A 15,336-nucleotide genomic window follows, 5' to 3' on the forward strand; every position below is an offset into this window, starting at 1 on the left:
AGTTGTGCCCGCTAACGTTCAGGAAATGGCAGAGCGGAGAATCACCGGCGGCACTATCCAGGTTGAACGCGAGGACGGATTGGTGCGCGCGAGAGGCGTGCGCTACGGCACCGCGAAGCGGTTCGCCGTGTCCGAACCGCCCGCGGCCTGGTCGGGCGTTCGTGACGCGACCGAACGGGGTCCGGCCTGCCCGCAGCGGCCGTCGCGCCTGGGCTGGGTGACCGGCGACGCACTTGCGGGCTTGTCGACCAACGAGAACTGTCTCGTGCTGACCGTCACGGCTCCGGCCGATGCGCACCGGTTACCCGTCATGGTGTGGTTTCACGGCGGCGCGTACGTCGCGGGCAGCGGTGAGTCTGCGAAGTACGACCCCGGTGCCCTGGTCCGTGCGGGCAACGTGGTGGTGGTCAACGTGAGCTACCGGCTCGGCATCTTCGGCTATCTCGCGCCGCCCGGGGTCGGCGCGGACAACCTCGGACTGCGCGACCAGATCCTGGCGCTGCGCTGGGTCCAGGACAACATCGCGGCGTTCGGCGGGGACGCGGCCAACGTCACCGCGTTCGGTCAGTCCGCGGGTGCACATTCGGTCATGTCGCTCATGCTGTGCGAGGAGGCGGCCGGGCTGTTCCACCGCGCGATCCTGCAGAGCGCCCCGCTGGAGTTGGACGAGGGGCGCGACGACATGGCGCATGCCATGGGCGCGGCGATGGCCGGCTCGCTCGCCGGGGCCGACCCGGCCGAGACCAGCGTGGACAAGCTGCTTGCCGCCGAAGCTGCCGCCGTTGCCGCGGCGCAGGGCTTCGGCCTGCTGGGCGGTCTGGCGTTCGCGCCCCGGCTCGGCCGGGGGCCGCTGCCGGCACCCGCAGACGTCCCAGCGGTCATCGCTACCGCCGCGGGCCGCATCGAGCTGCTGATCGGCTACACCAAGGACGACGCGGCGCCGTTCGTCACGATGGATCCGCGGGTGGTCAGGCTCAACCGGGTGCCTGCCCTCGGCCGGCTCGCCGTCCGGGCCGGGTTGGCGACGATCACCAAACAGGCGTTCTCCGGCCCCGCCGAGCGTCTGGCGCAGGCCTGGCGATCCCACGGCGGCCGGGTCGGTACTTATCGTTTCGACTGGACACCGGTCAGCGCGCCGCTGGGTGCCTGCCACTGCATGGAGTTGCCGTTCCTGTTCGGCTCACCGCAGACCTGGGCGGACGCCCCCATGCTCGGCCCGCAGCGTGCGATCGACAACCAGCTGTCCGCCGAGATGCGCACTCGCTGGACGCAATTCGCGCACCACGGAGTCGAATCGCTGCCCGCCCCGACATTGCGGTTCGGCTAGTTCAGTAGCCGGCCCGAGAGGCACCTCTGCCGGGGAGGCCCGACCTGGTCTGCCTTGATAAAGTTTCGGCAAAATTCGGACTCGGTGGTGTGATGGCGATTATGGGCGCAGTCCCGTCTCTACGTGGACGCGTCAGCGAATGCGCGGCCCTTCGAACCCTGGTCTCGGGTGGCCGCTCGGGCGGCAGCGCAGTGCTGGTGGTGCGGGGCGAGGCGGGCGTCGGGAAGACCGCCCTGCTGGACTACGTCGTCGAACATGCGCCGGGGTTCCGGGTGACCCAGGTGGCCGGGGTCGAATCCGACATGGAACTTGCCTTCGCCGGATTGCACCACCTGTGTGCACCGCTGCTGGATCATCTCGACAAGCTCCCCGAGCCGCAGCGCGACGCGCTCTCGGTGGCTTTCGGTCGCGGTGTCGGCCCGGTGCCTGACCGTTTTCTGGTCGGTCTGGCGGTGCTCAGCCTGTTGGCTGCCGCGGCTGACCGGAAGCCGATGCTGTGTTTGATCGACGATGCGCAGTGGCTAGATCAGGTGTCGGTGCAGACCCTGGGTTTCGTCGCGCGCCGATTGCTTGCGGAGCCGGTCGTCATGGTGTTCGCCGTCCGAGACACTCACGCCGGCGCCCCCGACGTGCTGCCGGGCCTGCCCGAACTGCGGGTCGAGGGGTTGTCGGACACCGACGCCAAAGAGCTGTTGGACTCGGTCTTCCTCGGCCGGCTCGACGAGCGGGTCCGAGACCGGGTCATCGCGGAAACTCGCGGTAACCCGTTGGCACTGCTGGAGATTCCGCGTAACGTGCCGGCCGCCGAGCTTGCCGGCGGTTTCTGGCTCGGCTCGGCGCGCTTATCGGTAGGCCACGTCGAAGAAGGGTTCGTCCGCCGCATCCAGTCGCTGCCGGACGACACTCGGCGGTTGTTGCTTCTCGCCGCAGCCGATCCGCTCGGCGACCCGATCTTGTTCTCGCGTGCCACAGGGCATTTGGGGATCAGCGTGGATGCGTTGGCGCCGGCCGAGGCCGCCGGTGTCATCGAGTTCGGGTCACGCATGCGCTTTCACCACCCGCTGGTCCGGTCGGCCGCCTACCGGGCCGCCGATGCAGCCGACCGCCGGGAAGTACACCGCGCCTTGGCAGTTGCCACCGACCCCGAGCTCGATCCGGATCGCCGGGCCTGGCATGCGGCCAATGCCGCGGCCGGTCCCGACGACGCGGTGGCCGCCGAACTGGAAGCCTCGGCTTGGCGAGCCCAGAGCCGAGGCGGGATCGCCGCCGCGGCGACTTTCCTGGAACGGGCGGCGATCCTGTCCGCCGATCCGGCCCTGCGCAGTTCCCGGGCGATCGCGGCCGCCGAGGCCAAACGTGAGGCTGCTGCCCCCGAAGCCGCCTATGAGCTGCTCTCCCTGGCTGAATTGAATCCGTTGACCGAGCTGCAGTGGGCACAGGTGGGCCGGCTGCGGGCGCAGATGGAATTCACCCGCAGCCGGGGCGGACTACCAGGTGCGCCACCGGTCCGGCATGCGGCCGGATTGCTGCTCGACGCCGCCAAGCGGTTGGAGAATCTCGACGACGAGTTGGCCCGCGAGACCTACATGGAGGCGCTGGCCGCTGCGATGTTTGCTTCGCGCAGTCAACCGGAAGCCCTCGTGGTGGCCGCCGAGGCGGCGCGCGCCGCAGTCGAAAGGGTCGAGACGCCGACTGGGCCCATCGATCTACTCCTCGTCGGCATGGCGAACCTGATCACCGATGGACTGCCCGCGGCGGTCGAGCCCCTGCGCACCGCGCTGGAGCTGTGGAGTGAGCACACCCGTCGCCACGACGGCCGGGCGTTGCGCTGGTTGGCATTGGCCTTCCCGATCGTGCACGAATCTGCTGCCCATGAGATCTGGGACGACGACCTGGTCGACCGGCTGGCCGCCGACATGATCGGCTACGCCCGCGCCATCGGCGCGCTGGCCATCCTGCCGCCGGCGATCGCCTACCAGGCCGGTGTCCAGACGCACAAAGGCGAATTCGTCACAGCTGCAAGGCTTATGGAGGAGGCCGACTCTATCTCGGAGGCGATCGGCCACCGTCCGATGAAGTACCACAAGGTGGAATTGGCCGCCTGGCGCGGCGATCTCACCGAGGCCGGCGACCTCATCGAGGCGGGGATGGCAGAGGGGACCGCCAAGGGTGAGGGCCGACTGCTCGGGGCGGCCGGCTATGCCGCCGCAGTGCTCTACAACGGCTTGGGCCGCTACGAGGAGGCCCTGACAGCTGCCAAACGCACGTGCGAGTTCCACGACATCGGGTTCTACTGCTGGACTTTGATCGAACTGGTCGAGGCCGCCATGCGGGTCGGCGAGCGAGATGTCGCCGAGGACGCGGTGCGACGGTTGGAGAGATGTACGGAGTCCAGCGAAACCGATTGGGGGCTGGGAGTATTGGCCGCGGTCCGGGCTGTCGTCGCCGACGACGCCGAGGCCGACGTGCTGTTCAAAGAGTCCGTCGAGCGGCTCGGCCGCACTCGGATCGGGGTGCAGCTGGCGCGGACCCATCTTCGTTACGGGGAATGGTTACGTCGCCAGAAGCAACGCACCAGTGCCCGAGAGCATCTCAACACCGCCTACGAGATGTTCACCAGGATGGGCGCCGCAGGATTCGCCGAGCGGGCCCGGCGTGAGCTGACTGCCACCGGTGAGAAGGTGCGCAAACAGCCGATGGCCTCGGGCGACGTGTTGACCGCCCAGGAGGCGCAGATCGCCCAGTTGGCCCGTGACGGACTGACCAATCAGGAGATCGGCGCACAGTTGTTCATCAGCACCCACACCGTCGAATGGCACCTGCGCAAGGTCTTCGTCAAGCTCGGTGTCCGGTCACGCCGACAGCTGCGCTCCGTGTCGTGGAGTAGCTGAACCGCGCTCGCTCCAAGACCACGGGTTTTCAAGGGTCCCGAGGGTCCTGGCGGTAACGAGACTCGTCACATGGCGACAATTTTGTTGCAGACGACGATCACGGAGAATCCCGACGACTGGGATGTCGGACGATTCTCGATGCTGGCGGGCGAGCTGCGCGCGGACGGCCACGAGGTACTGGCCCGTAACCGGACCGATCATGGCGGGCAGGATCCGGTGCTCAGCCATCTCGACGAGCTCGGGTTCGACCAGCTGTGGCTGATGGCCGTCGACGTCGGCAACGGTCTGACGCCCGACGAATGCGCGGCGATCGGCCGCTTCCGCGGACTCGGCGGTGGGGTGCTCACCGCTCGTGATCATCAGGACCTGGGCAGCTGTCTGAAGGGACTGGGTTCGTTGGGGCAGGTCAACGATTTTCACGACGCCAGCTTGGACCCGCAGTCGCGGTGCGACGACCAGGACAATCCCGACATCTCGTGGCCCAACTATCACTCGGGCGCCAACGGCGACTACCAGCCGGTGCTGGCCGATGAGCCGGTGCACCAGCTGCTGCGCACCTCCCGGACCGCCACCGGCCGCATCGAGTGGTTTCCGGCGCACCCGCATGAGGGTGCGGTCTCGGCCCGGGGGCCGTTCGCGACGGTGGTGGCTCAGGGGCGCAGCACCGCGACCGGCAGACAGTTCAATCTCGCGGTGGCACTCGATGGTGAGAGCACGCCGGAGGGCAGGCCGATGGGGCGGGCCGTTGCCGAGTCGACCTTCCACCACTTCGCCGACTACAACTGGGACCTGGCGCATGGGGCGCCGTCGTTCGTCACCGATCGACCCGGCTGGCAGATCGGAGCGGATCCGTCCCGTCTGGGCGTGTTCAAGGACTATGTCCGCAATCTCGCCACCTGGCTGCAGCCCGTGGGACGCTACTAGCTGGGGAGCAGGCCCGGGACGATGTCGTTGAGCCCGAAGGTGACCGGCTGTTCCAGCTGCTCGTAGGTGCACGAGCGCGGGTCCCGGTCGGGCCGCCAGCGGTTGAACTGGGCAGTGTGTCGGAAGCGCCTACCCTCCATGTGGTCGTAGCGGACCTCGACAACGCGTTCGGGTCGCAACGGCACGAAAGACAGGTCCTTGCCTGCGTTCCAACGTGAGCCGCCGCCGTACCTACGCGCGAGGTCCGGGTCGGCGGCCACCTGGGCGGCCCAGTTCCACGGATGGTTCTCGAAACTGGTTACCAGAGACTGCAATTCGGTGAACAGGGCTTGGCGTCGCGCCATCGGGAAGGCACCGATGACGCCGACGGATGCCAGCTCGCCGTCATCGGTGTAGAGCCCCAGCAGCAGCGAGCCGATCGCATCCGGCCCCGACTTGTGGAGCCGATAGCCGGCGACCACGCAGTCGGCGGTCCGCTGGTGCTTGATCTTCACCATGACCCGTTTGTCGGGCTGATAGGTGAGCGTCAGCGGTTTGGCGATCAGTCCGTCGAGCCCGGCTCCCTCGAATTCGTCGAACCAGCGCCGCGCAGTCGCCATATCGGTGGTGGCCGGGGTGACGTGAAAGGCGGGGCCGGGACCCAGCGCGCCGACCAGAGCGGCGCGGCGTTCACCGAACGGTCGGCCGGTGAGGTCGTCGTCTCCGAGGGCGAGCAGGTCGAAGGCGATGAAGCTGGCCGGGGTCTGTCCGGCCAACAGGCGCACCCGGGAAGCCGCGGGGTGCAGACGCAGTTGGAGCGCTTCGAAGTCCAGGCCTTGCTCGGTCGGCAGGACGATCTCGCCGTCGATGACGCACCGCGGTGGGAGCTCGGCTTTCGCAGCCTCGACCAGTTCGGGGAAATACCGGGTCATCGGCCGCTCGTTACGGCTGCCCAACTCGACTTCGTCGCCGTCGCGGAACACCAACGCCCGGAAGCCGTCCCACTTCGGTTCGTAGGACGCATCCGGTGGAATCACTGTTGCCGGCTTGGCCAGCATCGGTGAGACGGGCGGCATCACGGGTAGCAGCATGGGTCCGGACCTGGTGTGGATTGGGTGGTTTGTGGCTACGTGGTTTGTGGCTACTCAGTATGCGCGACACAGTCCGGCCGAGCCGCGAGACAAGAGCGGGAGTACTGGGTTTCAGGCGGCCTCATCGGGTATGCGTCAAGCAGAGCACGGCTGGTCCCACCCGCCGCCGGTGTCCGCGCGATGAGTTCGCCGCGGCGCGGCGGTCTAGATCCGTGACGCCCCCATGAACCAGGATGGAGCCCGTGGACCTACCCGTAGTGCCGCCGATCGAACCGATGCTCGCCAAAGCCCAGGTGAAAGTGCCCGACGAGGCCGGGGTGTGGTCCTACGAGCCGAAATGGGACGGCTTCCGCGCTCTCGTCTTCCGGGACGGCGACGAGGTGGTGTTGCAGTCTCGCAGCGGAAAGGAACTCGGGCGCTACTTCCCCGAACTGCTCGACGCGCTGCGTGACGAACTCGCCGACCGTTGTGTCCTCGATGGTGAGGTGGTGGTGCCCCGCGAGATCGACGGCCGCATGCGCCTGGACTGGGAGTCGTTGTCGCAACGCATCCACCCTGCCGAGTCGCGGGTGCGGATGCTCGCCGAACAGACGCCGGCGCACTTCATCGGCTTCGACGCCCTGGCCACCGGCGACCGGTCGTTGCTCACTGAGCCGTTCCGGGTGCGCCGCGAGGCGCTGATCGAGGCCGTCAATGCCACGACGTGGTGCCATGTCACGCGGACCACCACGGATCCCGAGCTCGGTTCGCAGTGGCTGCAGACCTTCGAGGGGGCCGGCCTCGACGGGGTGATCGCCAAGAAGCTCGACGGCCCGTATCTGCCGGGCAAGCGGGAGATGGTGAAGGTCAAGCATCACCGCGACGCCGACTGCGTGGCGATCGGCTACCGCATCCACAAGAGCGGGGAGGGTGTCGGCTCGATCCTGCTCGGCCTTTACCGGTCCGACGGCGAGCTGCAGATGGTCGGTGGCGCAGCCTCGTTCAGCGTCAAGGACCGGATCAAGCTGCTGGCCGACCTGGAGCCGCTGCGGGAGGGCGACGAAGTCCGCGAGGGTGATCCCAGCCGCTGGAACTCGGCCGCCGACAAGCGCTGGATCCCGGTGCGCCCGGATCGCGTGTGCGAGGTGGCGTATGACCAGATGGAGGGCAACACCGAGAACGGTCGACGCTTCCGGCACGCGGTGAAGTTCCTGCGCTGGCGCCCGGACCGCGAACCGTCGAGCTGTACGTTCGACCAGCTCGACGTGCCGTTGAACTACGACCTGTACGACGTCCTGACGAAGGAAGGTTGAAATGGCTGAAAAAGCTGGAGGAGCAACCGAACTCGATGTCGACGGAATCAAGGTCCGGTTCACCAACCCGGACAAGGTGTACTACCCGAAGCTGGGCAAGGGCGGCACCAAGGGCAAGCTGATGGAGTACTACCTGTCCGTCGCCGACCGTATGGTCACGCTGTTGAAAGACCGGCCCACGCATCTGCAGCGGTTCCCCGACGGCATAGAGGGGGAGGAGATCTACCAGAAGCGGGTGCCGCAGAAGCATCCCGATTACCTGGAGACCTGCACGGTGACGTTCCCGTCGGGGCGCACCGCTGACGCGCTCAAGGTGACACACCCGGCATCGATCGCGTGGGCCGCGCAGATGGGCACGATTACGTTGCATCCCTGGCAGGTTCGCTGTCCGGACACCGAACATCCCGACGAGCTGCGCATCGACCTCGACCCGCAACCGGGCACCGGTTTCGCCGAGGCCGCCGCGGTGGCCTGCGATGTGCTCAAGCCGCTCCTCGACGAGCTGGACCTGATCGGCTATCCGAAAACCTCGGGCGGTCGCGGCGTGCACATCTTCCTGCGGATCAAGACCGACTGGGATTTCATCGAGGTGCGCCGCGCCGGAATCGCCCTGGCCCGTGAGGTGGAACGGCGTGCACCCGATGCGGTGACCACGTCGTGGTGGAAGGAAGAGCGGGGTGAGCGGCTGTTCATCGACTACAACCAGAATGCCCGTGACCGCACCTTCGCCTCGCCCTATTCGGCCCGCAAGACCCCGATCGCGACCGTCTCGACCCCGCTGTCCTGGGACGAACTTCGCACCGCCAACCCCGACGACTACACGATCGCCACCGTGCCGGATTTCCTTGCCGGACGCGAGGATCCCTGGGCGGATATCGACAAGAAGAAACAGTCGCTACAACCACTGTTGGACCTGGTGGCCGCCGACGAGGAGCGCGGCCTCGGTGACCTGCCGTACCCGCCGAGCTATCCCAAGATGCCGGGTGAGCCGCCGCGGGTGCAGCCCAGCAAGAAAGTCGCCGAGAACTGGGACGAGGACGGCAATCGCCGTCAGGACTAGGCGCCGTCAGAGCAGCGGGATCAAAGCGAAGTCTGACGGTGGCCGGGGAGCCACCGGCGCCGTCGCAAGCATCGGCTGGAATGCGGTGGTGATCTGTGCCAGGGCGGCACCGCCGATCACGACGGCGCGGGTCGGTCCGGCCGGTGTCGGGAGGTTGAGGGTCTGGCCTGGCTCGCCGTAGATGCCCGAGCAGTCATCGCCTTCACAAGCACCGGTGGACGCATCGATCCGGCCCGCGAACATGTCATCCACCCAGCCGGAGATGAGAGTTTGTGAGGCCGCCTTGTTCGGCGCCGTCGAAAAGCCGTAGAACAGGTACGACAGCAACTGGATGAGTGGGCTACCGCCCTGCATGGCATCCAGGTGTTGGCCGTCGGCCAGCACCACGCCGTTGAACATGTCCGGTCGATGCTCGATCAGGGCCGCATCGACCCTGCGGACTTCCTTGGGCGCACCAAGTTCCAGTACCGGGACGTAAGCACCCAGACCGTCCAGTTTGTCCAGTGCATCTGGCAGCACGTCCTCTGGCGGTGCCCCGTCGAGCAGTACCACGCCGGCCAGATGGTTCTCTGCGCCAGTCGATTTGATCGCATCCGCGTAGTAGCCCGCGGCGCCGGCCACCACACCCGCGCCCAGAGAGTGCCCGATCAGGACGAACGTTTCCGGCAGGGGAACGTCGTCACCGTACCTGGCGGCGTATCCGGCTGCGTTCGCACTGGCGGTCAGCGCCTCGCGGTCACCGAGGAACAGCTCGGCTGTTGCGCGATAGACCTGGTCGTCTCCCAGCCAGAACCCGTCCCGGACAAAACGATTCGACGAGTAGGTCGGCACCACCACGACGCTGTTGGTGCGCTCGGCAAGATTTGCCGCGGTGTAGCTGTACATCGCACTCACGCCGAGGAACCCGTGCTGCAGCAGGATGATCCGCTCCGGCGCCTCGTCGCCCTCCGGGTAGTACCAGTCGGCCGGTACGTTGCGGCCCTCGGTGATCTCCAACGAGGAGCTTCGCACCGTGACGTTGCTCCCGGCGGGAATCCTGGGGGGACCCGCGATGGTGGTGACGGCGACGCCGACGAAGTCGAAGACGAATGACTGGATCTGCTCCGGCAGCGACAGCGACGGCGCAGCGGTTGCCGACACCGGCGAGATGGGCGCGACCGCCTGCGGAACAGATGCTGCGTACGGGGCCGCGGCACGCTTGAAGACGTCTCGCAGCATCGGCGGGGCGGCTTGCTGCTCTCCAGTTTCGACGGCTTTGACTGCGGTCGTCACGGACCTGACGGGCTCGGCGGTTTCCACAGATGCCGCCAGTGTGTCGGGTGCAGAGCTCGGGTCTGCCTTCGAGAGGAAGTTCGCTAGTGCACTCTTCCGTTGCGCGGGCCGGGACACGGCTGTCTTGGCGGGCTTGGTCGCCTTCTTGCGTATGACGGCGTGAGCAGCGTCAGTTGACTGGGCTGAATGGCGTGTTCGGTTGAAGCTGCGACGTGGACCGGCCCGGTCACCCTTGCTCGACGGACTTGCGCTTGAAGTGGACTCGGATGTCTTCGGACCGTCCGAACCAGATGTGGTGTCGGCATTCGCCACATCGGCTCCTGCTACCAATGCAGCAGAAACCCCGGCCGTGACAGCGCCTGCGCCGAGCCACACTGACAGTCGCGCCACAATGTCTCCTGACCCGAGAAGCGTCGATTCTCGAGCGTCAATTTATGACACGCGCAGGCCGCAGTAGACAGTTTTCGCAATCTGCGCACGAGCGGCTCGGAACCGTTCAACGTCCCAGCGGCCTCACCGGACTGTCCGGGCGTGAACCGGGGCGTAGCGCTCGCCGGTGATGCGCCCCGGTGCGAAGATTTCGGCCAGCAGTGCCACCTCGTCTGCACTGATCGCAACGTCGGTGGCGGCGATGTTCTCCCGGACGAAAGGGATCCGTTTGGTGCCGGGGATCGGCACCACATCGAGCGGCTGCGCCAGCAACCATGCCAACGCGAGCTGTCCTGGGCTGCAACCCTTCTCTGCTGCGAGCGACTGAAGGCGTTGCACCGGCTCGAGGTTTACCGCGAGATTCTCGGCAGAGAACCTCGGATTGGTGGCGCGGAAGTCGTCCGCGGCGAAGGTGCTGCCGGATTTCAGGGAACCGGTGAGCGCCGAGCGGCCCAGCGGGCTGTAGGGAACCAGGGTGATGCCCAACTCCCGGCACGTCGAAGTGATGCCGCCCTCGACACGTCGCTCCCACAGCGAGTACTCGGACTGCAGTGCGGAGACCGGGTGAGTGGCGTGGGCACAGCGGATCTGATCCGGACCGACCTCACTGAGTCCGATGGCGCGGACCTTGCCCGCCGTCACGAGTTCGGCCATCGCTCCGACGGTTTCCTCGATCGGCACGTTCGGATCGAGGCGGTGGTAGTAGTACAGGTCGATGACGTCGGTACCCAAACGCCGCAGGCTTGCTTCACAAGCTTGCCGCACATACTCGGGCCGGCCGTCGATGGCGATCCCGTTCTCGTCGTCGTTGATCTTCGCCGCGAACTTGGTCGCCAGCACGATCTCGTCGCGGTGCCCGGCGATCGCTTCGCCGATCAGTTGTTCGTTGTGGCCGAAGCCGCGGATCGGCACACCGAAGGTGATGTCGGAAGCGCCATAGACGTCGGAGGTGTCGAGGAAGTCGACCCCGAGTTCGAGTGCAGCGCGAATGGTGGCCATTGACTCGTTGTCGTCGGCAGGCCCGTAGAACTGTGACATTCCCATGCAGCCCAAGCCGACTGCGTGCACCGTCAAATCGGAGTGCCCGAGGGTGACGGTCGCCGCCCCGTATGCCGAGCTGTGATTTGTTGTCGTCATTTGACTGCTCCCAGCGGGTCGACCTGAGCGGTGGTGACGTCATCGGCTGCGGTGGACAGGCTGAGGGCCTCCCACTTCTCGTCGTCGGCGAGTAGGTTGCGTCCGGCAGCGGTGGCGTAGCGGTAGGCGTCGGGTCCGACGAGCAACCGCTCTGGAGGATCAGACATCTCGGCGATGGTGAGCACCAGTTCGGCCACCTTGGCCGGGTCGCTGGCGCCGAGGTTCTCCGGAGTGCTCTGGGCGATCGACGTACCGACGGTGTCGGCGTATTCGGCGCGGACCTCGGAGACCCGCATCGACGACCCGGCCCAATCGGTGCGCATGCCACCGGGTTCCAGGACGGTGACCGTGATTCCGAGGGGTGCGACTTCCCGTGCGAGCACACCGGAGAAGCCGGTGACTGCCCACTTGGCCGACTGGTAGGCGCCCAAGCCGGCCCGCACGAGTCGCCCGCCGACCGAAGAGATCTGCACGATGTGGCCGGCGCGCTGGGCACGCATGACGGGTAGTGCGGCTTGCGTGAGCCGTACGACGCCGAAGAAGTTGGCGTCGATCTGGGCACGGAAGTCGTCGAAGTCGAAGTCTTCGATCGCGGCCATGTTCGCGTAGCCGGCGTTGTTGACCAACACGTCGAGTCGGCCGAACCGCTCGACGGCGGTGGCTACGGCGGCGCGCACTTGTTCGTCGTCGGACACATCGAGTTGGACGACGGCGAGATGGTCCGGCTCCTGAGCGGCCAGATCGGACAGGGCCGTGGTGGAGCGGACGCCGGCGACGACGCGGTGCCCCGCGCCCAACGCGGCCTCGACGATCGAGCGGCCCAGCCCGCGGGATGCGCCGGATACCAGGAACACAGATGGCTTTGCCGATAACTCGATGTCCATGACTCTCCTATGTCTACGACTGTATACATCTGACAGGTATACATACGTAGACTTGGCGCCGGTTATTCCCTAGCGTTCTGGGCATGGCTTCATCCCGACCACGCAATGCGGCCGCCACCCGCGAGGCGATCCTGCAATCGGCGATCCGGCACTTTGCGCTGTCCGGGTACGACGGGGTCGGCGTTCGTGAGATCGCGCGAGACGCCGGGGTCACCGCGATGCTGGTGAACCGCTACTTCGGGTCCAAGGAGCAGCTGTTCGCCGAGGCGGTCGAAACCTCTTTCGCGCCACCGACGATCGTCGCGGAGGAGCCGGACGCGCTGGCGCGCGATGCTGCGACCGCGCTGACCGAACGCTCCGACTCGGATGCCGACCCGCTGGAGCCGTTCCTGATCATGCTCCGTTCGGTCTCGAACCCGGTTGCGGTGAACATCGTGCGCGACGCGATCGCACGCCACGTCGGCCAACGGTTGGCCCGCCAGCTCCCCGGGTCTGACCGTGAGCTCCGCGCCGACGCCATGCTGTCGGTGATGAGCGGGGTCCTGCTGATGCGGCGGGTGATCAGGAGCCCGGGCCTGACCGATGCCGACGCCGGCCGGCTGACCGACCTGTTCGAGCGCGTGTTCTCCGCGATCATCGAGCCAGCATGAGATCCAGGAATCTCTCGTAGCGGTCGGCGGTGGTCAGGGCGTCGGCTGAGTCCATCAGGTGCAGCACGCCGATCCCTGTGGCGAAGGTGGCCTGTCCGCGCAGCGCCGCGTCCTCGGGGCTGAACCCGTAGTCGAGATAGGCCTTGGTGACGGCGACCAGCACGCGGTGGTCGGCCGCCCGTACGTTGGCCGCGGCGACGTCGTCGGAGCGCGCCCACTCCCGCATCGCGCGTTCCAGCGTCCAGTGCTGCGGGCTGAGCAGCTGTTTCATCATTCCCGACAGCCGCTCGCGAGGCGGCAGGTGTTCGAGTTCGGCCAATGAGCGGCGGTCCTGCTCCAGGAACGCATTCCACGACGCGACCAGGGCGGCCCGGTAGCCCTTCATGTCGGTGAAGTGCCAGTAGAAGCTGCCCCGGGTCGCGCCGATCTGCTCGCAGAGTCGCTCGATCTTCAGCGCCCGCATCCCGTCGGAGGCCAGCAGGGCGTACCCGGCCTGCACCCAGTCATCGGCGGTCAGGCTGCCCGGCGTGCCCTTGCGTTCGGCCATCCGAACAGACTAGGACGCACACGCCTTATCCCACGGCCGGCAGGTGCATCCCGAACGGCACTGCACTGATCAGGGTGACCGGCAGGGCCTCGCCGCTGGGGACCGGGTAGTGGCGCTGCTCGCCTGGACGCGCGCCGACGATCGCCTCGCCCAACGGTGAGTTCACCGAATAGACCTCCAGGTCGCCGTATTCCGCGCCGCGGACGCCCAGCAGGAAGGTCTCGATCTCGCCCGTCTGGTCGTAGCGCACGGTCAACACCATGCCCGGCTCGGCCACCCCGTCGTCCGGCGGATCCTCACCGACGACGGCGTTGAGCAGCAGGTCGTGGATCTGCTGGATGCGGGTCTGACGTGCCCGCTGGATCGCCACCTCGTTCTCGTCGGAATCGGACGCGGCTTCGCCTGCGATCAGATCGCGCAGTGTCGACAGCTCGACCTGGAGGCGCTCATACGCCTGTGGAGATAACCAAACACGTTGGCTGACAGTCATTGTGATTTCCTTCCGATGATGCGGAGTTGCCGCCAGGGGCGGGATGTTCGCCGCCCCTGACGGCTTGTCGGCCCGTCAGGGCAAAGTCGTGGTTCGTCAGCGCAGGGGATCGAATTCCCGCAGTGCCTCGGGTTGCTTTCCGGTGGTCATGTACTCGGCGAGCAGTCGGCCGGTGACCGGACCGTGAGCCAGTCCCCACATGCCGTGACCGCCGGCCACGTAGATGCCTTGTGCGACTTCGCCTATCAGGGGGCGACCGTCTGAGCTGACCGGGCGTGGGCCCACCCACACATCGGTGCGGGCCTCCCAGTCCACACCGTCGAGCAGCGGGGCCGCCGACGCGATGATGGCGTCGACCCGCGGCGGTTGCACCGGGTCGTCGGGGGAGCGGAACTCCATGGTTCCGGCCACCCGCAGCTTGCCCTGGTACGGCGTGCAGGCGACGCGGGCGTCGGGCAGGTAGATGGGTCCGAGAATCGGGCGGTCGACCGGCACGGTGAACGAGTAACCGCGACCGGCCTGCACGGGCGTACGGACCCGGGGTTTCGCCAGCTTCGAAAGCCACGCCCCGGTGGCGATCACGGCGGTCTCCGCGCTCAGTGATCGGTCGGCCAGGTCCACGTTCACTCCGGCACCCATGGCGCGCACATCGGTGACCTCGCCGATGACCAGTTCCGCGCCCCTGGCGATGACGGCATCGCCGAGCGCCTGGACGAACCGGCCCGGGTCCACGAAGCGCTGGCCTTCCACGCTGATGCCCGCGGTGATCGCCGGCGACGCCAGCGGGACATGGTCGCGCAGCGTGTCACCGGACAGGCCGGTGACCGTGACGGTCTGCCCGACGGCAGCCATCCGGCGCAGTTCGGTCATCAGATGTTCGGCCTGACGGGCGGTTTCGAACAGCGCGGTGATCGGCCCGTCGGTGGTGGGTACCGCCACGCCGTTGGCGGTCAGCACGTCGTAGGCCTCGAGGCACTCCTCGTTGAGCGGCACGTTGGCCTTGGCCACCCTGGTCCAGGTCGACAGACGGCAGCTCATGGCGAATCGGGCCAGGAACGCCAGCAGGCGAGGGCCCGAGGTCAGCGGGATGTGCAGCGGTGCGGCCGGGTCGAAAAGCGACCGCACGCCGTAACGCAGCACCGCCGGATCATTGAGCGGGATGGTCAGCGTCGGCGAAACCCAGCCGGCGTTGCCCCACGACGCACCCGCGGCGACCCCGGTGCGGTCGACCACGGTGACCTTGACTCCGTGCTCCTGGAGAAACCATGCGGTGGACAGGCCGACAATGCCTGCACCCACGACAACCGCTGACCGCGGTGCACCGTCAATGCGCTCGACCCCATACATGCTCCCATGGTGAGGC

Annotated in this window: 13 protein-coding genes; 6 read left to right on the forward strand and 7 right to left on the reverse strand. The window is 67.2% G+C overall.

Features of this window, described 5'->3' with window-relative positions; translation table 11 throughout:
* Positions 1 to 25 precede the first annotated feature (25 nt).
* The 3 genes from AC4ELS_RS16765 to AC4ELS_RS16775 all read left to right on the forward strand — a co-directional run bounded on the left by AC4ELS_RS16765 (position 26) and on the right by AC4ELS_RS16775 (position 5,142).
* A complete protein-coding gene (locus AC4ELS_RS16765; protein ID WP_448446278.1) occupies positions 26 to 1,327 on the forward strand; it encodes a carboxylesterase family protein in 1,302 nt (433 codons plus the stop codon).
* A 92-nt stretch (positions 1,328 to 1,419) separates the two neighbouring features.
* A complete protein-coding gene (locus AC4ELS_RS16770) occupies positions 1,420 to 4,218 on the forward strand; it encodes a helix-turn-helix transcriptional regulator (RefSeq protein ID WP_448446280.1) in 2,799 nt (932 codons plus the stop codon).
* A 69-nt stretch (positions 4,219 to 4,287) separates the two neighbouring features.
* Positions 4,288 to 5,142, forward strand: a complete 855-nt coding sequence (locus tag AC4ELS_RS16775; RefSeq protein WP_064885773.1) for a hypothetical protein — start codon at positions 4,288 to 4,290, stop codon at positions 5,140 to 5,142.
* Here AC4ELS_RS16775 and AC4ELS_RS16780 read toward each other — a convergent pair.
* Positions 5,139 to 6,212: an ATP-dependent DNA ligase gene (locus AC4ELS_RS16780; RefSeq protein WP_499048205.1), complete on the reverse strand. Its 1,074-nt coding sequence runs from the start codon at positions 6,210 to 6,212 to the stop codon at positions 5,139 to 5,141. The genes AC4ELS_RS16775 and AC4ELS_RS16780 overlap by 4 nt on opposite strands.
* 233 nt (positions 6,213 to 6,445) lie before the next feature.
* On the opposite strand from AC4ELS_RS16780, the gene AC4ELS_RS16785 reads away from it, so the two are divergent.
* Both AC4ELS_RS16785 and ligD read left to right on the forward strand, forming a co-directional pair.
* On the forward strand, positions 6,446 to 7,504 hold the full coding sequence (locus AC4ELS_RS16785) for an ATP-dependent DNA ligase (RefSeq protein WP_448446286.1): 1,059 nt from the start codon (positions 6,446 to 6,448) through the stop codon (positions 7,502 to 7,504).
* A 1-nt stretch (position 7,505) separates the two neighbouring features.
* The gene (gene ligD / locus AC4ELS_RS16790; RefSeq protein WP_064957289.1) at positions 7,506 to 8,564 is read left to right on the forward strand and encodes a non-homologous end-joining DNA ligase; all 1,059 of its coding nucleotides are present in this window, start codon (positions 7,506 to 7,508) and stop codon (positions 8,562 to 8,564) included.
* Between the two features lie 6 nt (positions 8,565 to 8,570).
* On the opposite strand, the gene AC4ELS_RS16795 is transcribed toward ligD, so the two are convergent.
* The 3 genes from AC4ELS_RS16795 to AC4ELS_RS16805 form a co-directional block, all read right to left on the reverse strand.
* Positions 8,571 to 9,836 carry a hypothetical protein gene (locus tag AC4ELS_RS16795; protein WP_448446288.1) on the reverse strand — a complete coding sequence of 422 codons (1,266 nt, stop codon included), beginning with the start codon at positions 9,834 to 9,836 and terminating at the stop codon, positions 8,571 to 8,573.
* Positions 9,837 to 10,349: 513 nt separating this feature from the next.
* Entirely contained in the window at positions 10,350 to 11,402 is a 1,053-nt protein-coding gene (locus AC4ELS_RS16800; RefSeq protein ID WP_499048208.1) for an aldo/keto reductase, read from the reverse strand.
* On the reverse strand, positions 11,399 to 12,286 hold the full coding sequence (locus tag AC4ELS_RS16805; protein WP_448446292.1) for an SDR family NAD(P)-dependent oxidoreductase: 888 nt from the start codon (positions 12,284 to 12,286) through the stop codon (positions 11,399 to 11,401). The genes AC4ELS_RS16800 and AC4ELS_RS16805 overlap by 4 nt, the downstream gene beginning before the upstream one ends.
* An 83-nt stretch (positions 12,287 to 12,369) precedes the next feature.
* Between AC4ELS_RS16805 and AC4ELS_RS16810 the strand changes: the two genes are divergently transcribed.
* Positions 12,370 to 12,936: a TetR/AcrR family transcriptional regulator gene (locus AC4ELS_RS16810; RefSeq protein WP_448446294.1), complete on the forward strand. Its 567-nt coding sequence runs from the start codon at positions 12,370 to 12,372 to the stop codon at positions 12,934 to 12,936.
* Here AC4ELS_RS16810 and AC4ELS_RS16815 read toward each other — a convergent pair.
* The 3 genes from AC4ELS_RS16815 to AC4ELS_RS16825 form a co-directional block, all read right to left on the reverse strand.
* Positions 12,920 to 13,483 (reverse strand): TetR/AcrR family transcriptional regulator, encoded by a 564-nt coding sequence (locus AC4ELS_RS16815; protein ID WP_064885753.1) that lies wholly within the window; start codon positions 13,481 to 13,483, stop codon positions 12,920 to 12,922. The genes AC4ELS_RS16810 and AC4ELS_RS16815 overlap by 17 nt on opposite strands.
* 25 nt (positions 13,484 to 13,508) lie before the next feature.
* A complete protein-coding gene (locus AC4ELS_RS16820; RefSeq protein ID WP_448446297.1) occupies positions 13,509 to 13,973 on the reverse strand; it encodes a GreA/GreB family elongation factor in 465 nt (154 codons plus the stop codon).
* A 96-nt stretch (positions 13,974 to 14,069) separates the two neighbouring features.
* The gene (locus AC4ELS_RS16825) at positions 14,070 to 15,320 is read right to left on the reverse strand and encodes an NAD(P)/FAD-dependent oxidoreductase (RefSeq protein WP_448446299.1); all 1,251 of its coding nucleotides are present in this window, start codon (positions 15,318 to 15,320) and stop codon (positions 14,070 to 14,072) included.
* Positions 15,321 to 15,336: the final 16 nt, after the last annotated feature.

It is taken from the genome of Mycobacterium shunyiense (assembly GCF_058270035.1).